Origin of the sequence: Micromonospora sp. C31 (assembly GCF_018070575.1) — a bacterium.
Classification (GTDB): domain Bacteria; phylum Actinomycetota; class Actinomycetes; order Mycobacteriales; family Micromonosporaceae; genus Micromonospora.
Genome location: NZ_JAGPXN010000008.1, coordinates 126589 through 142868 on the forward strand (window position 1 = coordinate 126589; position 16280 = coordinate 142868).

The following is a 16280-nucleotide window of genomic DNA, read 5'->3' on the forward strand; positions in this document are numbered from 1 at the left end:
GACGCTGCCAGCAGCGTCTCCGGTCAGCGCAGGAACGTGAAGAGCGTTCCCTTGGCGTCCAGGGGTCGCGGTGTGCCTGCGAACCGGTGGACGCCGACGGAGAACCGTACGTCGTCCGGAGCGTGGAACGCCTCCTCCACGAAGCCGGCGTCGCGAAGCCATCTCCGCACGGCCGGCGTCAGGTCCGGTGTGCGCCGCGCCCGGGTCCAGATCACGGTGGCACCCGCTGCGCAGAACTGAGGCAGGGCGGCGACCGTTCGCTCCACGTCGGCGTCCGAGATGTTGCCGAAGACTCCGACCATGAGCACCAGATCCGCCGGAACCGCACCGGCATAGGAGTAGGACCGGCCCGCGTCCGCCTGCCTGATCACGAGGTGGGAGAGCCCGGACCGGTCGGCGGCGGCCCGCGCGGCGGCCACGTTGCCGGCGTCGTACTCGAGCAGGGTCACGCGCAGGCGTCGGGCGTCGGACCGTGCGGCCAGGACGCCGATGAGGTCGTGGCCCTGCCCCGCGCAGGCGCTGACCACCGTCAGCCGTTCCTCGGCGCGCTCGTCGAGCCACGAGGCGATGTGCTGCTGCACCAGCCGCAGTCGACGTGACAGCGGGGACCTCGCGTCGGCGTAGGGCTCGTGCCACGCCTGCCAGTCGGTCCGGACGGTCACGGGCGGGCGTGCTCCCGCAGCAGCGCGAGGAGCCCGTGGCCGTCCTCGATCCGCGCGTCCGGCTCGACGCCTGCCAGCGCCGGCTCCCGGTCAGTGCGGGGCGACCGCATGAGGATCGCGGCGCCCGCGCCGGCACGACGGGAGCACACGATGTCACGGTGCACGGTGTCGCCGACGAACCAGCAGTCGCCGATCGGTACCGCGACGGCACGGGCCGCCAGCAGCGCCAGTTCCGGGTTCGGCTTCCGGGGCCCGGCCTCGTCGCTGTAGAACTCGGCCCGGAACAGTCCGGAGAGCTCCGCGGCGGCGAGGAAGTCCCGGTGGGCGGCGCCGCAGAGCGTGTTGCTGACGACCGCCATCGGCAGGCCGGCGTCGGCGGCGTGGCGCAGGGCCTCGGGGATGCCGGGACGTACCGCCCATTCCTGGCGCCAGGTCCAGGCGTACGCCAGGGGGGTCGCCTCCCGCTCGACGGCGTCGCGGGCCTCCCGCGGCCAGGACCGGGTCACGAAGTCGGCCCACACCTGGCCGTGTGGCAGCTCGACGGGGTCGCCCGTCCTGCCGATGTCGTCGCGCCACAGGGCGTAGGCCCGGGCGCCCTCGCCGAGGTCCCGGGCGATCTGCTCGTCCGGCACCGCGCCGTCGACGAGCTCGGCGAGTCGTCGCACCAGCCCGGGGGCGGCCGGCGGTTGGGGCGGCGCGTCGACCAGGACGCCGCCGAAGTCCAGCAGGAGAGCCCGAGGGGTACGAAGCATGCCGCCATCCTCGCGCACCGGGGCCCGGATGGGGAGGCGAGCAGTGGCGGTCGGCGGCAGGGCCCCGCCCCCGGCACGTTAGCGTCGGTGCGTGACCACCGGATCCCCACGCGTGCTACCGGCCGACAGCGGCATCGCCGAGGCGGCCTCCGTCCTGCGTACCGGCGGGTTGGTGGCCTTTCCCACCGAGACCGTCTACGGGCTGGGCGCGAACGCGCTGGACGCCCGGGCCGCCGCCCGGATCTTCGAGGCGAAGGCGCGGCCCAGCTTCGACCCGCTGATCACGCACCTCGCCGACGCCGCCGAGCTGGAGAAGCTGGTCGGGGCGGTACCGGCGGCGGTGGCGGCGCTGGCTGAGCGCTTCTGGCCCGGCCCGCTCACGTTGATCGTCGACCGGCCGGCGGCGATCCCGCCGATCGTCACGTCCGGGCTGGCGACGATGGCGGTGCGGGTGCCGGACAACGCGTACGCGCTGGCGCTGGTCGGCGAGGCCGGGGTGCCGGTGGCGGCGCCGAGCGCGAACCGGTTCGGCCAGCTCAGCCCGACGCGGGCCGAGCACGTGGTGCGGGGCCTGGGTGGCGCCGTGGACGTGGTGCTCGACGGCGGGCCGACGCGGTGCGGCATCGAGTCGACCATCGTGGACGCCCGGGGCGGGCGGCCGGTGGTGCTGCGCCTCGGCGCGCTGCCCGTTGAGGCGCTGGAGGAGGTCGCCGGCCCGGTGACCGTACGCCCGGGCAGCTCCGGGCAGCCCGTGGCGCCCGGCACGCTGGCGGCGCACTACGCCCCGCGTACGCCGCTGCGGCTGGCGTCGGGCGGCGAGCCGCCGGCGGCCGACGGGGTCCGGCGCGGCTTCCTGGCCTTCCGGGACCGGCCGGCGGGCGACTGGGCGGCGGTGGAGGTGCTCTCCGCCGCCGGTGACCTGACCGAGGCCGCCGCGCGGCTGTTCGACGCGCTGCACGAGCTGGACGCGACCGGGGTCGGTGAGATCCTGGTCGAGCCGGTTCCGGAGGTGGGCGTCGGCCGCGCGGTCAACGACCGGTTGCGCCGCGCCGCCGCCACCTGGCACCCGGCGGGGTGAGGCGGGCGCTGGACACCGCTCCTGCCGACCACCGTGCGCCGGCGGTTCCTTCCGGGTGCATGGGCCGGGAGGACGGGGGTAGGAGATACGGCAACGATCCCCTGGAAGTGAGGTGTCAGCCAATGCCGACCGCACGTGAGATCATGACGAACGACGTGACCTGCATCCGTGAGCAGGACGACCTCAGGACGGCTGCGAAGCAGATGGCCCAGCTGGGCGTCGGCTCGCTGCCGATCTGCGGGAACGACAACCGGCTCAAGGGCATGCTGACCGACCGCGACATCGTGGTGAAGGTCCTCGCCGAGGGTCGCGACCCGGGCCGGGTCACCGCCGGTGAGCTCGCCCAGGGCGAGGCGGTGACGATCGGTGCCGACGACGACGCGGCGGAGGTCCTGCGGACCATGAGCCAGCACCAGGTGCGCCGGCTGCCGGTGATCGACGGGCACGACCTCGTCGGCATCGTGGCGGTCGCCGACGTGGCCCGTTCCCTGCCGGAGCGCCCGGTGGGCGACCTCATCGAGGCCATCTCCGAGCGCGCCTGACCGAGGATCGCGACCGATCGTCGCCCTCCGGCCCCGGCCGGGAGGCGGCGATCGGCGTACGTGGGTCCGCCCGCCTGCGGCGGACGGGGCGGGCCGGCGGCTCAGCCCGGTGGGGTCAGTGGGACGGTCTCGCCGCGGGCGATGGTGCGGACGCTTCCGGCGAGGCCCCGCCGCCGGACCTCCGCCACGAAGTGGCCCAGCGGTGAGCGGAACACCGGATAGTCGTCGTAGTGGATCGGCACGGTGAGCTTCGGCCGGACCAGCTCGACGAGGTCGGTGCCCTGCCGCGCGTCCATGGTCAGCAGGAGGCCGGCGATCCGGGTGCCGCCGAGGTGGATCAGCATCGCGTCGATGCCCGGGTACCGCTCGGGGATGGCGGCCAGCATCGGCCGGTTCAGCGTGTCGCCGGTGACGTAGAGCCGGAACCGGCGGCTACCGTCGCGTTCCAGGTCGATCATCGTGCCCATCACGTCGGGCAGCAGCAGGTCCAGCGCGCCCGGCCCGTGCCTGCCCGGCATCGAGGTCAGCCGCAGCGTCTCGCCGTCCCGGCGCAGCTCCCGGGAGGTCCAGGTGGGCAGCCCTTCGGCGGCCTGGAAACCCCAGCGGCGCAGCTTCCGCTCGGCAGCGGGGGTGGTGACGACCGGCAGTTCGCGGTCGAGTTCGCGGCGGGCCACGCGGTCGAAGTGGTCGCCGTGCAGGTGGGAGAGGACGACCGCATCCAGCGAGGGCAGTTGGGCGATCCGCAACGCCGGGTCGGTGCGCCGGCGGGACCAGAGCCCCTTGCCCAGGTACGCGCGCTGGCCCCGGTGCAGGAAGTTCGGGTCGGTGAGCAGGGTGAACCCGCCGATCCGTAGCACCGTGGTGGCGGTGCCGACGAACGTGACCTCCGCCTGCGTCGTGGACATGCGCACCTCCACCGGTGGCTCTACCCGTGATCGGCGCGGCCATGCCGGTCCGCGAGGGCCACGGTCACGCCGGCCCGTCGGCCGGCGACCGCCCGGGGGAGTCGGACGGGTCCGCCGGCCCGGACTCGGGCCGGGGCAGGCGCTCCACCAGGCGGGTGAGTGCGCCGTTCGCGAGGGTGGCGCCGAGTGCGGAGCCCGTCGCGATGCTCCAGCCGACCGGACCGAGCGGCGTGCAGCCGAAGAAGTGGCTGACCCCCGGTGTCTGGACCACCACCACCAGCACCCCGAGCGACGCGGCGGTGGAGGCCAGTACGGCCGGACTGGTGCCGCCGGCGAGCACCGTCTGTCCGAGCTGCGTGCCGACCAGCGAGACCAGCGCGACGGTGCCCGCCCGCCGACGTCGCCCCGTGTAGCGGGCCAACGTCCAGCCGGCGGTGGCGCCCAGCGTCGTGGCGGCGGCGCGCAGCCCGATCTCCCGGGTCATCGTCTCGCCCAGCGAGGTGTCGGGGCCCTCCCGGAGCAGGCCGTCGGCGTGGTCCGCCGCGGGTGGGCGTACCGCGATCGCCAACGCCGGTGCCAGGTCGGTGAGCAGGTTCACCAGGAGCAGTTGCCGGCCGGTGAGGGCCGAGTGGCCGGTCGCGGCGGCGGTCAGCACACTGAACGCGATCTCGCCGAGGTTCCCGCCGACGAGGATGCTGAGCGCGTGGCGTACCGAGGACCACATCGCCCGGCCCTCGACGAGGGTGGCGATGATGGTCTCCAGCCGGTCGTCGGTGACCACCAGGTCGGCCGCCGCCCGGGCGGCCGGGGTGCCCCGCTGACCGAGCGCGATGCCCACGTCGGCCAGTCGGATCGCCGCGGCGTCGTTGGCGCCGTCGCCGGTCATCGCCACCGTACGCCCGCACGTCTGCAAAGCCTGGATGATCCGTACCTTGTGCGCCGGGGTGCACCGGGCGACCACGTCCGTGGCGGCGAGTCGCGCGGCGAGGGCCTCGTCGTCGAGCTGGTCGAGTTCCGTCGCGGTGACGACCCGCTGCTCCTCGTGGGCGCTGATGGTCGCCGCGATCGCCGCGGCGGTCGCCGGATGGTCGCCGGTGATCATGATGGTGTGCACGCCGGCCTGGCGGATGCGGCGCACGGCGGGGGCGGCGCTCTCGCGTACCCCGTCGGCGAGGGCCAGTAGGCCGACGAAGGTCAGGTCGTGCACCTGCCCGTCCGTGACGCCGGGCGAGGAGACCCGGCACTCGGCCACGGCGAGGATCCGGTGCCCCGCCGCCGCCCGGTCGGCGAGCATGGCGTGCAGGCCGTCGCGCCCCTCGTCGTCGAGCGGCTCGTCGCCTCCTTCCGGCGTACGCCGGGCCGAGCACCGGGGCAGCACCGACTCCGGGGCCCCCTTCACGCTGAGCAGCAGCCGGTCCCCGGCCCGGCCGACGGTGGCGTGGTAGCCGCGGGACGGCTCGAACGGCAGCCCGTCGACCGGCTCCCAGCCCTGGGCGCCGGTCTGCTCGGTCACCCCGGCGGTTTGGGCGCCGGCGCGGACCGCGCGGTCGGTCTGCTGGGCCAGGTCGTGGGGTTCGTCGGCGCCCGGGGTGGCGCGCAGCGCGGTCGCGAGGGTGAGCCGCAGGGCGTCGTCGAGCCGGTCGACCGGTGCGTACCGGCCGTCGTCGCCGACCCCGGCGAGCATCAGCTGCCCCTCGGTGAGGGTGCCGGTCTTGTCGAAGCAGAGCACGTCCACCCGCCCGAGCGCCTCGATGGTGCGCGGGTTGCGGACCAGCGCGCCGTGCTCCGCCAGCCGTCGCGCGGCGGCCAACTGCGCGGCGCTGACCAGGAAGGGCAGCCCTTCCGGCACGGATGCGACGGCCAGGTTCGCGGCGGTAGCGGCGGTCTGGGCCAGGGGTACGCCCCGCAGCAGCCCCGCGCCGGCGACCGCCACCGCCGAGCCGGCTGCCAGCGGGATCGCCGCCCGGGTCAGCCGGCCCAGCCGCGCCTCCACGCCGCTCGACGGCGGGGCCTGCCGCGCCATCGCCAGGCTCCGTCCCGCCTCGGTGTCCGCGCCGGTCGCGACCACCACCGCCGTCCCGTGGCCGGCCGCGACGCTGGTGCCCTCGTAGAGCATCGACCGCCGGTCGGCGACGGCGGCGGCGACCACCGGCTGTTCGGTCTTGCCGACCGGCAGCGACTCGCCGGTGAGCGAGGACTCGTCCATCTCCAGCCCGGCCGACCCCAGCACCCGGCAGTCGGCCGGGACGGCGTCCCCCGATTCGAGGAGGACGACGTCGCCGGGCACCAGCTCCTCGGCCGGCAGCGTCCGCTCCGCGCCGTCGCGGCGTACCCGGGCGGTCACCGCCGAGCGGGACAGCAGCTCGGCCAGCGAACGCTCGGTGTTGTGCTGGTGCACCGCCCCGAGCAGGGCCGACCCGCCGACCACGCCGCCGACCAGGGCGGCGTCGACGGGTGAGCCGAAGGTGGCCGAGAGCACCGCCCCGGCGGCCAGCACCGGGGTGAGCGGGTTGGTCAGCTCGTCGACGAAGGCGCGGAGCAGCCCCGTCGGCCCGGAGGCCCGCACGGTCCGGTCGCCCCGGCGGCGTTCGGCCTCTGCGGTGGTGAGCCCGTCGGGGTCGGTGTCGAGCTGGTCGAGCACGGTCGAGGACGGCATCAGGTGCCAGGCTTTGACGGCCGGTGCCGGGCCGTCCGGTCGGTCGGGCAGCCGGTGCGCCCGCAGGACGCCGTGCGCGAAGGCCAGCGCCGCCGCGCCGTTCACGGCGGCGAGGGCACGGTTGGGCAGCCGCGCGGGCGCGGCGGTGAACGCCCCCAGTGCACCGAGGCCGGTGCCGGCCACGGCCAGGCCGATGTTCTGCCGGGTCATCCGGTGGGCCACCCCGGTCGCCTCGATCAGCAGCGCCGCCACCCGCAGGTCGGCGCCGGCCAGCAGGTGCGCGCCCCAGGGCGGCGGCTCCTCGGGGCCGGAGAGCCCCAGGCCGCAGTCGGCGACGCCGAGCGCGGCGCGGTCGCCGGAGACCACCATCACCACGGCGCCGTCGCGTTGCAGCGCCCGCACCGACTCGACCAGCCGGTCGCGGCCCGGCAGGTGGGCGTCGGCGAAGCCGTACCGCTGCTCGTCGTCGCCGGCCACGACCAGCCGCAGGCCGGCCTGGCGGGCGGCGGCCGGCAGGGCGTCGACGCCCGGCGCCGGCTCCGGCTCGACCCGCAGCACGGCGGCGAGGGTGTCGCCGTCGGCCAGGCCGAGCAGGGTGCCGCCCGCGTCGCGCAGCCGCCGGCTGTCGGCGGTGTCGCCCGGGTTCTCGACGTCCAGCGTGTCCAACGGCCCGAGCCGCCAGCCGTCGGCGTGCCGCGGCTGCCGGGGGGCGGCGGGGTCGAAGAGGGCGAACGCGCGCCCCGCAACCTGCCCGGTGTCCGCCCCGCCCAGCGGCGCCAGGTCCGCCAGCACGCCCCGGTCGGAGCCGAGCACGGCGGCGTCCAGTACCAGGGTGTCGATGCGGTCCAGTTCGCGCAGCACGCTGCGGTCCATCGCGATGACCCCGCGCCGGGCGAGGATCCGGCCGAGCTGCGCGGCGTACCCCTCGCGTCCGCTGCCAGGAGCCTTGGGCAGCGTGGAGAGGCCCAGCGCGGCGGCCCGCTTCGGGCCCACGACGGGCGTCGCGGCGGCTGCGGCGGCGGCGCCCGCGGCGAGGCTGCGGGACACGTACTTCTCGACGGGGCCGTCCGGCTTCGGCCGGGGGCGCTCCACCTTCGGCGCCCGGGCCACGGCCCGTTCCGGGTCGCCGGTCAGTCGGGGTTCGGCCTGCGTCCACGCGCGGAGCTGGGCCCGCGCCTCGCCCCACTGGACCACCCGCTGCGCGCCGTCGAGCACGAGCCCGGTCCAGCCGCCCGTCAGGCCCTGCACCACCGCTTCGGCGAGCGGGAAGAGCAGTTCGGCCCGGGGGTCGGCGCGCAGCCCCCGGTTCGCCAGCGCGTGCAGCCTCGGGTGCAGGTCGACCGCGCCGAGCAGCCCGGCGACCTCCCCGGGCACCGGTGTGAACGGCAGGATCCGGGTGGCGGCGGAGAGGCTCAGGCCCAGGGCGTCGGAGGCCAACGCGCCGAGGGTGCGCGGCGTGCGCGGTCCCTCCTCGGGCGGGTGCGGCGGTGGGATCTCCGGGTCCGGCTCGTGTGGGCAGGCGCGTTCGGTGCGGGCGACGGTCGCGATGAGGTCCCGCAGGGCCGGCTCCGGCGTACCGACGGCGACGACCACCCGGCCGGACGGGGCGTTGACCCGGGCCCACCGTACGCCGGGCATCCGCTCCAACGCTGCCTCGACCTGACGCGCGAGGACGTCGCCGCCGTCCTGGCAGACCCCGAGCACCTCGATGTGGTGCCGGCCGGGGCGGGACCAGACCCGGCGTCGGCCCAGCCCGGCCACCCGCACCAGGCGGGCCGCCAGGGCACCGACGTTCCGGGACGCCTCGCCGACGATCGACGGCACCGGGACCGGCGGAAGGAGCCGGCCGGCGGCGCGGCCCAGGGAGATCATCGAGGCGTACGACCGGACAGGCGCCGGTCAGGCACCTCGCGACCGCTGCTCCCGCCGTACGCCATCTCGCCTCCCACGCCTGCGCTCCGGCGGCCTGGCTTCCCGGCGGGTCGTGCGTTATGCCCTCGGAGCAGCGGAAGTTCCTTCCGCACGGCGGGCGGGGCCCGGCGGCCGTGCGCGCATCGAGCTTCCGCCGGTCTCGGGGGCCGGAGAGAGAGCCGGATCACCCTTGACCTCAATCCGGGTTGAGGTCAGAGGCTGATCACGTGCTGATCGAACTGCTCCGCTGCGAGGCGGGTACGCCGGACCCGCGGCCCAGCCTCGGCCACCGACCGCCGCGGCTGCCGCACCCGGCGGGCCGGAGGTGACCGACACTGCGGCGCCCGCGGCCCCGGCCGCCGGTGAGGCCGGGCTCTTCGCACCCCGGCTGCGGGCGATGACGGTGGGCAGCGTCGCGCTGATCTCGCTGCTCGCCTTCGAGGCGCTGGCGGTGGGCACCGCCATGCCGACCGTCGCCCGCAGCCTCGACGGGCTGGCCCTCTACGGGATCGCCTTCGGGGGGCCGTTCGCCGCCGGCGTGCTCGCCATGGTGGCCTCCGGCATCTGGTGCGACTCCCGGGGGCCCCGGGCGCCGATGTGGCACGGGCTCGTCTGGTTCGTGCTGGGGCTGCTGCTCGCCGGCGGCGCCACCAGCATGGGCGTCCTGGTGGCCGGCCGGATCGTGCAGGGCTTCGGCTCCGGTCTGCTCTCGGTGGCGCTGTACGTGATCGTCGGGCAGGCGTACCCGGAGGCGTCGCACCGGCGGATCTTCGCGGCGTTCGCCGCCGCGTGGGTCGTACCGTCGCTGGTCGGGCCGGCGCTGGCCGGCCTGATCGTGGAACACCTCGGTTGGCGCTGGGTCTTCCTGGCGGTGCCGGTGGTGGCGGTGCCGGCGGTGCTGCTGATCCACCCCGGCCTGCGGTCGATCGGCGCGACCACGGTGACCGGGCTGCCGTCCGGCGCACTGGCCCGGATCGGCTGGGCCTGCGGGGCGGGGGTGAGCGCCGCACTGTTGCACATCGGGGGGCAGCAGCGCGGCGCCGCCGCCGTCGGGTTGGCGGCCCTGGCGCTGGTCGGGCTGCTGGTCTGCGCGCCCCGGCTGCTGCCGGCCGGGTTCCTGCGCGCCGGCCGGGGCCTGCCCACGGTGATCGGGCTGCGCGGTCTCGCCTCGGCGGCGTTCGTCGGCGCGGAGGTGGTCATCCCGCTGATGCTCTCCCGGGAGCGCGGGCTGTCGCCGACCGCCGCCGGCCTGGTCCTGACCACCGGCGCGCTCGCCTGGTCGGCGGGTTCCTGGTTGCAGGGGCGGATGCCCGCCCCGCGCTCCCGGGCCACCCTGCCCAGGGCGGGTCTGACGTGCATCGCGGCCGGTACGGCCGTGGTCACGCTCGCCGTCGCGCCGGCGGTGCCGGTCTGGGTCGGCGTGCTCGGCTGGGCCGGCGCGGGCCTCGGCATGGGGCTGCTCTACCCCTCGCTGTCGGTGCTCACGCTGGAGCTGTCCGCCCCCGGCGAGCAGGGCCGTAACAGCTCCTCGCTGCAACTGGGCGACTCGCTCTTCGCGGCGACCGTGCTGGCGCTCACCGGCGCCGTGCTCGCCGCCGGGGAGGCCCCGGGTCCGGCCAGCTACGCCGGCACGCTCGCGGTGGCCTCCGGGCTGGCCCTGCTGGGTGTCGTGCTCGCCGGTCGGGTGGTGCCCGGCCCGCCCGGGGTCCGCGTCGGCTGACCGCTCCGGTCGTTGGGACGGCTGGCGGCGATGGGCCGATGCGGGCCCCGGTGGTGGCGGGCGGGGTCACGGCGGGCTTGCTGGTCACCCGGGCCGACCTGCCCCGGTGAGCCGCCGCACAGTCGGTCACACGCGCGGGCCGGGTGCCGTCTGCACCACTGTCGCGTGTCGGGCGCGACGGCAGGAGCGAGGGAGGTGGACCATGCGGGTGCTGGTCACCGGGGCGGGCGGTCGGCTCGGACGGGTGGTGCTGCCCCGGTTGCGCGCCGAGGGCTGGGAGGTCCGGGCGACGAGCCGGCGGGCGCGTACCGATCCGTCGGTGCGGTGGGCGGTGGTCGACCTGGCCACCGGGGAGGGGGTGGTCGAGGCGGTGTCCGGTGTGGACGCCGTCCTGCACCTGGCCTCGTCGCCCAACCGGGGGCGGCAGACCCACCGGGTCGACGTGCTCGGCACGCGCCGGCTGGTCGTGGCCGCCGGCCAGGCGGGCGTACGGCACCTGGTCCACGTCTCGATCGTGGGGGTGGACCGGGTGCCGATCCCCTACTACCGGCACAAGCTCGCCGCGGAGCAGGTCGTGGCGGCCGGGACGGTGCCGTGGACCGTGCTGCGGGCGACCCAGTTCCCGGAGTTCCTCGACGGGATGCTGCGCGGAGCGAGTCGGCTCGGTCCGGTGCTCGGCGACCCGGCGGTGCTCGCCCAGCCGGTCGATCCCGGCGAGGTCGCGGACCGCCTGGTCCGACGGCTCACCGCCGGCCCGCTGCGAGGCGTCGAGGAGTACGGCGGCCCGGAGGTGCTCCGCTTCGACGAGGCGGCCCGCGCGTGGACGGCCGCCCGGCGCTCCCGCCGTCCGCTGCTGCCGGTGCGGATACCCGGCCGGCTCGGCCGTGCCCTGCGCTCGGGTGGCCTGGTCACCGGGGCGGCCCCGACGGGCACCCGGACCTGGGCCGACCATCTCGCCGACACGTACGGGGGAACCGGCGCAAGATGAACGGCTCCCGCGTTCACGTCCGACCTACCGTGACGCCATGTTCGCCATGGTCACCACCGTCGTCCTGTACGTCGCCGGATTCGTCTTCCTCTACGGCGTGATCCGGCTCGCCGTCCGTCACGCCCTGGAGGAGATGGAGGTGCGTCGGGTCAAGGCCGAGCGGGCGGAGGAACTGGCCGCCGTACGGGATCGCGCCCTGTTGCGCGAGAAGGGCTTCCTCACGGGCAACTGACCCGACGCCACCCCGGCCCGGCCCTGGCTGCCTCCCCCCGGCGGTGCTCTTCCTGTCGGTGCCCGGCGGGTCCGTCTCCGGCGGGTCCGTCTCCGGCTGGTCCGTCTCCGGCTGGTCCGTCTCCGGCTGGTCCGTCTCCGGCCGGTCCGTCTCCGGCCGGTCCGTCTCCGGCCGGTCCGTCTCCGGCCGGTCCGTCCCCGGCCGGTCCGTCTCCGGCCGGTCCGTCCCCGGCCGGCCCGTCCCGGGTGGTCCGGGACGGGGGCCGGTGTTCCTGGTGGCTAGAAGTCGGCGGCCACGGCCAGGTTGAACTTGTCGATGGCGGCCTTCTTCTCCGGCGGGAGCGCCTCGACGTCGATCCGGTCGGTCTCGGCCCTCCCGTCGTGGGTGTCGACACCCTTGAGGAGATGGTCGACGATGGAGTTCGCCTCTTCGGTGGTGAAGCCGGCGTCGGTCAGGATGTCCAGCGGAAGATCACTCATGTCGGCGGCGGTACCCGGCAGCCCCGGCTCTCACACCCCGCCGAGCCGCGTCTCGGGATCGATAGGGGTGACCCCCTGCCGGCGACGTTTCCGGCCGTCGGCGGTGTGGTGGAACCCTGGGCGTGGCCGGGTGCGAGGATCGCAGGCGTGATGGGGACGCTGAAGACCGAACCTGCCCGCAGCCGGCTCGACCTGCTGGCGCCGCCGGTCGCCGCCGCCGTCGGGCAGTGGCCCGCCGAGGCGCCGGTGGACGTGGACGACGTGCTGGTGGCGCCGATCGACGCGGAACTCGCCGACACCGCCGCCTTCTGCGCCGCGTACGAGGTGGGGCTGGACGAGTCGGCCAACTGCGTCGTGGTGGCCGGCAAGCGTGAGGGGGCGGTGCGCTACGCCGCCTGTGTCGTGCTCGCCACCACCCGCGTCGACGTCAACGGGGTGGCCCGGCGCGTGCTCGACGTGCGGAAGGCGAGCTTCGCGCCGATGGCCGAGGCGGTGGAGTTGACCGGCATGGAGTACGGCGGCATCACTCCGATCGGGCTGCCGGAGCAGTGGCCGATCCTCGTCGACGCGCGGGTGATCGCCGCCCCGCACGTGATCATCGGGTCGGGCGTACGGCACAGCAAGATTGCGCTGCCCGGGCCGGCGCTCGGCGCCCTGCCCGGCGTGCGTGTCGTGGAAGGGCTGGCCAGATCGGCCTAAGTAGTCACAGACGTCGATATCGTTGCACGTGAAACATCGCGCACGTCGATGTCCCGGGTCGGCGGCCGGTCGCGCCGATCCGCAGGGTGGCTCAGTCGGCTTCGGCCTTGCGACGCTTTGGCTCAGGCAGGGCGGCTTGCGGCGCCTTGGCTGGGGCAGGGCGACTTGCGACGCTATGGCTGGGGCAGGGCGGGTTTCAGTCGGCCGCTGCCTCGCGACGCTCCACCTCGGCCATGGCGGCGAGCAGCGTATCGGGCTCCTGGGCGCCGGTGACCGCGTACCTGCCGGCCAGCACGAAGGTGGGCACGCTGGTCACCCCGATCTGCCGGGCGGTGGCCAGCTCGTCGGAGAGTTCCGCCGTCCGCTCGCCCGAGTCGAGGAAGCGGCGGGCCTCGGCCGCGTCCAGGCCCACCTCGGCGGCGAGCCCGGCGAGCGCGTCGCGGGAGCCCACGTCGACACCGTCGGTGAAGTGGGCGCGGTAGAGCGCGTCGACCATCTCGGCGGCGCGTCCCCGCTCGGTGGCCCAGTCGACCAGGCGGTGCGCGTCGAAGGTGTTCGCCGCGACGGCGCGGTCGAAGTCGAGCTTCAGGCCGACCTGGGTCGCCACCTCCGTCACCTGACCGAACATCTGCCGGACCCGGTCCGGCCCGCCGAACTTCGCGGCCATCGCCTCGACCAGCGGACGGGGCTCCGCCACCGGCGACGGATCGAGCTGGAACGGCCGGTAGCGGACGGTCACCTCGCCGTCGTACGACTCCAGGGCCTGCTCCAGCCGACGCTTGCCGATGTAGCACCAGGGGCACACGACGTCGGCGTAGATCTCGATCTCCATGTCGGGTGACAACCCTCCGTCTAGTGCGTCTGTTCCCGGACCTGCCGCTTGAGCCGGGCCAGGATGGCCGTGCCGCCGCGCACCCGCAGCGGGCTGATCGCCTGGGCCAGCCCCATCCGCTGGTAGAGGTCGTCGGGCACGGCGAGCACCTCGTCCGCGCTCGCCCCGGCCAGCCCCTCGGCGAGGATACCGGCGAACGCGCGCGTGGTCGGCGCCTCCGGCGGGCAGTCGAAGAGGGTCTCCACCGTCTTCTGCGGAGTCACCCGGGCGCGCAGGAAGAACGCCGTCTGACACTCCGGCACCTGCTCCATGCCCTCCCGGTCGGCGGAGCCGGCGGGCAGCGGCGGGATGACGTCGGCGTACTCCAGCAGCATCTCCAGCACCACGTCGCGGGGCGCGGCGGCGAACTCGTCGACGATCTCGGAAAGTCTGGCCGGCATGGATGACATGCCCCGAGGCTACCGCCGTAAGGAAGGGACCCTTCCTATACCGCAGGCGTTAGGAAGGGGCCCTTCCTTACACCTCAGACGGTCGGTGCCTGCTCGCTGATGTCGCTCAGCGCCGAGTGGGGATCGAGCTGCATCGCGAGGTCGCCGAGGGAGACGATGCCGACCAGCTTGCGCTCGCTGTCGCAGACCAGCACGCGCCGGATGCCCCGCTCCCGCATGAGGGCGGCGGCCTCGGCCGCGGTCGAGTGCTGCTCGATCATCACCACCTCGCGCGTGACGATCGAGCCGATCGTGGTGGTGGCCGGGTCGCTGCGTTCGGCCACCGCCCGGACGACGATGTCCCGGTCGGTGAGCATGCCGGCGAGGGTGGCGCCGTCGGTCACCACCACGTCGCCGATGTCCGCCTCCTTCATCACCCTGGCCGCCTCGTCCAGGGTGGTCTCGTCGGGCAGGTAGATGACCTGCTTCGTCATCACGTCGCTGACCCGGTAACCGGTCATGAGAGCCTCCAGAACGCCTTCGGTCGATCGGACTGCGGTACCCCGTGACACATTCGCTACACCACGACCCCGCGCTCCCGGTGTACCCGTTCGACGAGTCGGTCAGCCACCCCGTCGACCGTCAGTTCGACGCGCTCGCCCGACGCCCGGTCGCGCAGTTCCACGTACCCCTCGGCGAGACGCCGGCCGACCACGACGGCGCGCGGGACGCCGATCAGCTCGGCGTCGGTGAACTTCACCCCGGCCGAGACGTGCGTCCGGTCGTCCACGAGCACCCGTAGGCCGGCGGCGGCGAGGCGCCCGCCGAGCTCCAACGCCGCGTCGAGCTGCGGGCCCTTCCCGGCGGCCACCAGGTGTACGTCGCAGGGCGCGACCGCCTCCGGCCAGATGAGCCCCCGCTCGTCGTGGTGCTGTTCGGCGATCGCGGCGACCGCGCGGGACACCCCGATCCCGTAGCAGCCCATGGTGGGCCGGACGGGCTTGCCGGCGGGGCCGAGCACGTCGACGGCGAAGGCGTCGGTGTAGCGACGACCGAGCTGGAAGATGTGCCCGATCTCGATGCCCCGCCGCATGGTCAGCTCGCCGGTGCCGCACGCCGGGCACGGATCACCGGGGCGCACCTGGGCAGCCTCGATCGTGCCGTCCGGGACGAAGTCCCGGCCGCAGACCACCCCCGTCGCGTGCCGGCCCGGCTCGTTCGCGCCGGTCAGCCACGCGCTGCCCGGCACCACCCGCGGGTCGACCAGGTAGCGGATGCCGAGCTTCGCCATGACCTGCGGGCCGATGTAGCCGCGGATCAGCCCGGGGTGGGCGTCCCAGCCGTCGAAGACGTCCACGGTGGCCGGAGCGACCGCCGCGCCGAGCCGCTTCAGGTCGACCTCCCGGTCGCCGGGCAGCCCCACCACCAGCAGTTCGGCCTCCTCCGCGCCGGGGCGGCGCAGGGCGAGCACCACGTTCTTCAGGGTGTCGGCGGCGGTCCAGTCGTCCCGCCCGCCCAGGCGCCGGGCATTGGCCAGCGCGACCAGGCTGGCGATGGTCGGAGTATCGGGGGTGTCGTGCACCTGCGTCGCCGGCTGGGCGTCCGGGTCGCCGGCCGGCGGGGCGGGCGTGGTCACCGCCTCGGTGTTGGCCGCGTGGTCGCAGGCGGTGCAGCCGACGAAGGTGTCCTCGCCGACGGGCGTCGCCGCCAGGAACTCCTCCGACGCCGAACCGCCCATCGCCCCTGACGTCGCGTGCACGATCGTGTGCTCCAGCCCGAGCCGGTCGAAGATCCGCCGGTACGCGCCCCGGTGCCGCTCGTACGCGGCCTGCAGGCCCGCCTCGTCGAGGTCGAACGAGTAGGCGTCCTTCATCAGGAACTCGCGCCCGCGCAGCAGGCCGGCGCGGGGCCGCGCCTCGTCGCGGAACTTCGTCTGCACCTGGAAGAGCGTCACCGGGAAGTCCCGGTACGAGGTGAACAGATCCTTGACCAGCAGCGCGGCCAGTTCCTCGTGGGTGGGTGCGAGCAGGTGCTCCGCGCCGCGCCGGTCGGCGAGGGTGAAGATGTCGTCGCCGTACTCCGCCCACCGGCCGCTGGCCCGGTAGGGCTCGGCGGGCAGCAGCGCGGGGAAGTGCACCTCCTGGTCGCCGATCGCCGCCATCTCCTGCCGGACCACGTCGGTGACCCGGTCCAGCACCAGCTTGCCCAGCGGCAGCCAGGTGTAGCCGCCCGGTGCGGCGCGACGGATGTAGCCGGCGCGCAGCAGTAGCCGGTGGCTCGGCACCTCCGCGTCCGCCGGGTCCTCGCGCAGGGTCCGGAGCAGCAGGGTCGACATGCGCAGCAGCATTGGCGCAGCGTACGGCGGGCACCGGCGGCCGGCGATCCGATTTGTTCCG

15 protein-coding genes are annotated in these 16280 nt (G+C 75.2%); 6 read left to right on the forward strand and 9 right to left on the reverse strand.

Annotated features, from left to right (window positions below):
* Window positions 1-23: 23 nt before the first annotated feature.
* Together KBX06_RS13205 and KBX06_RS13210 are read right to left on the reverse strand one after the other, a co-directional pair.
* Window positions 24-662: a class I SAM-dependent methyltransferase family protein gene (locus KBX06_RS13205; protein WP_210834797.1), complete on the reverse strand. Its 639-nt coding sequence runs from the start codon at window positions 660-662 to the stop codon at window positions 24-26.
* The gene (locus KBX06_RS13210) at window positions 659-1414 is read right to left on the reverse strand and encodes an HAD family hydrolase (RefSeq protein ID WP_210834798.1); all 756 of its coding nucleotides are present in this window, start codon (window positions 1412-1414) and stop codon (window positions 659-661) included. Before KBX06_RS13210 ends, KBX06_RS13205 begins: the two co-directional genes overlap by 4 nt.
* Window positions 1415-1505: 91 nt before the next feature.
* Here KBX06_RS13210 and KBX06_RS13215 point away from each other — a divergent pair, with 91 nt between their 5' ends.
* Both KBX06_RS13215 and KBX06_RS13220 read left to right on the forward strand, forming a co-directional pair.
* On the forward strand, window positions 1506-2492 hold the full coding sequence (locus tag KBX06_RS13215; protein WP_210834799.1) for an L-threonylcarbamoyladenylate synthase: 987 nt from the start codon (window positions 1506-1508) through the stop codon (window positions 2490-2492).
* A 122-nt stretch (window positions 2493-2614) separates the two neighbouring features.
* Window positions 2615-3034 carry a CBS domain-containing protein gene (locus KBX06_RS13220; protein WP_210834800.1) on the forward strand — a complete coding sequence of 140 codons (420 nt, stop codon included), beginning with the start codon at window positions 2615-2617 and terminating at the stop codon, window positions 3032-3034.
* 101 nt (window positions 3035-3135) lie between these two features.
* On the opposite strand, the gene KBX06_RS13225 is transcribed toward KBX06_RS13220, so the two are convergent.
* Together KBX06_RS13225 and KBX06_RS13230 are read right to left on the reverse strand one after the other, a co-directional pair.
* On the reverse strand, window positions 3136-3939 hold the full coding sequence (locus tag KBX06_RS13225) for an MBL fold metallo-hydrolase (RefSeq protein WP_210834801.1): 804 nt from the start codon (window positions 3937-3939) through the stop codon (window positions 3136-3138).
* 64 nt (window positions 3940-4003) lie between these two features.
* Entirely contained in the window at window positions 4004-8467 is a 4464-nt protein-coding gene (locus KBX06_RS13230; protein ID WP_210834802.1) for an HAD-IC family P-type ATPase, read from the reverse strand.
* A 364-nt stretch (window positions 8468-8831) separates the two neighbouring features.
* Between KBX06_RS13230 and KBX06_RS13235 the strand changes: the two genes are divergently transcribed.
* The 3 genes from KBX06_RS13235 (at window position 8832) to KBX06_RS13245 (ending at window position 11446) form a co-directional block, all read left to right on the forward strand.
* The gene (locus KBX06_RS13235) at window positions 8832-10226 is read left to right on the forward strand and encodes an MFS transporter (protein ID WP_307854612.1); all 1395 of its coding nucleotides are present in this window, start codon (window positions 8832-8834) and stop codon (window positions 10224-10226) included.
* A gap of 202 nt (window positions 10227-10428) precedes the next feature.
* On the forward strand, window positions 10429-11214 hold the full coding sequence (locus tag KBX06_RS13240) for an SDR family oxidoreductase (protein WP_210834803.1): 786 nt from the start codon (window positions 10429-10431) through the stop codon (window positions 11212-11214).
* Window positions 11215-11251: 37 nt separating this feature from the next.
* Window positions 11252-11446 (forward strand): hypothetical protein, encoded by a 195-nt coding sequence (locus tag KBX06_RS13245; RefSeq protein WP_210834804.1) that lies wholly within the window; start codon window positions 11252-11254, stop codon window positions 11444-11446.
* Between the two features lie 278 nt (window positions 11447-11724).
* Here the strand turns inward: KBX06_RS13245 and KBX06_RS13250 are convergent, their stop codons facing one another.
* Entirely contained in the window at window positions 11725-11925 is a 201-nt protein-coding gene (locus KBX06_RS13250; RefSeq protein WP_210834805.1) for a hypothetical protein, read from the reverse strand.
* Between the two features lie 150 nt (window positions 11926-12075).
* Between KBX06_RS13250 and KBX06_RS13255 the strand changes: the two genes are divergently transcribed.
* Window positions 12076-12624 carry a YbaK/EbsC family protein gene (locus tag KBX06_RS13255; RefSeq protein WP_210834926.1) on the forward strand — a complete coding sequence of 183 codons (549 nt, stop codon included), beginning with the start codon at window positions 12076-12078 and terminating at the stop codon, window positions 12622-12624.
* Between the two features lie 196 nt (window positions 12625-12820).
* On the opposite strand, the gene KBX06_RS13260 is transcribed toward KBX06_RS13255, so the two are convergent.
* The 4 genes from KBX06_RS13260 to KBX06_RS13275 form a co-directional block, all read right to left on the reverse strand.
* The gene (locus KBX06_RS13260) at window positions 12821-13456 is read right to left on the reverse strand and encodes a DsbA family protein (protein ID WP_210834806.1); all 636 of its coding nucleotides are present in this window, start codon (window positions 13454-13456) and stop codon (window positions 12821-12823) included.
* A 20-nt stretch (window positions 13457-13476) separates the two neighbouring features.
* On the reverse strand, window positions 13477-13905 hold the full coding sequence (locus tag KBX06_RS13265; protein ID WP_210834807.1) for a SufE family protein: 429 nt from the start codon (window positions 13903-13905) through the stop codon (window positions 13477-13479).
* Between the two features lie 74 nt (window positions 13906-13979).
* The gene (locus KBX06_RS13270; RefSeq protein WP_210834808.1) at window positions 13980-14405 is read right to left on the reverse strand and encodes a CBS domain-containing protein; all 426 of its coding nucleotides are present in this window, start codon (window positions 14403-14405) and stop codon (window positions 13980-13982) included.
* A gap of 56 nt (window positions 14406-14461) precedes the next feature.
* On the reverse strand, window positions 14462-16231 hold the full coding sequence (locus tag KBX06_RS13275) for a proline--tRNA ligase (RefSeq protein ID WP_210834809.1): 1770 nt from the start codon (window positions 16229-16231) through the stop codon (window positions 14462-14464).
* Between the last annotated feature and the right edge of the window lie 49 nt (window positions 16232-16280).

Bases quoted from the DNA above. Each gene is read 5' to 3' on its own strand.
- KBX06_RS13210 (WP_210834798.1), bottom strand. From the start codon at position 1,414: ATGCTTCGTACCCCTCGGGCTCTCCTGCTGGACTTCGGCGGCGTCCTG.
- KBX06_RS13220 (WP_210834800.1), top strand. From the start codon at position 2,615: ATGCCGACCGCACGTGAGATCATGACGAACGACGTGACCTGCATCCGT.
- KBX06_RS13225 (WP_210834801.1), bottom strand. From the start codon at position 3,939: ATGTCCACGACGCAGGCGGAGGTCACGTTCGTCGGCACCGCCACCACG.
- KBX06_RS13230 (WP_210834802.1), bottom strand. From the start codon at position 8,467: ATGATCTCCCTGGGCCGCGCCGCCGGCCGGCTCCTTCCGCCGGTCCCG.
- KBX06_RS13240 (WP_210834803.1), top strand. From the start codon at position 10,429: ATGCGGGTGCTGGTCACCGGGGCGGGCGGTCGGCTCGGACGGGTGGTG.
- KBX06_RS13245 (WP_210834804.1), top strand. From the start codon at position 11,252: ATGTTCGCCATGGTCACCACCGTCGTCCTGTACGTCGCCGGATTCGTC.
- KBX06_RS13250 (WP_210834805.1), bottom strand. From the start codon at position 11,925: ATGAGTGATCTTCCGCTGGACATCCTGACCGACGCCGGCTTCACCACC.
- KBX06_RS13255 (WP_210834926.1), top strand. From the start codon at position 12,076: ATGGGGACGCTGAAGACCGAACCTGCCCGCAGCCGGCTCGACCTGCTG.
- KBX06_RS13260 (WP_210834806.1), bottom strand. From the start codon at position 13,456: ATGGAGATCGAGATCTACGCCGACGTCGTGTGCCCCTGGTGCTACATC.
- KBX06_RS13265 (WP_210834807.1), bottom strand. From the start codon at position 13,905: ATGTCATCCATGCCGGCCAGACTTTCCGAGATCGTCGACGAGTTCGCC.
- KBX06_RS13270 (WP_210834808.1), bottom strand. From the start codon at position 14,405: ATGACCGGTTACCGGGTCAGCGACGTGATGACGAAGCAGGTCATCTAC.
- KBX06_RS13275 (WP_210834809.1), bottom strand. From the start codon at position 16,231: ATGCTGCTGCGCATGTCGACCCTGCTGCTCCGGACCCTGCGCGAGGAC.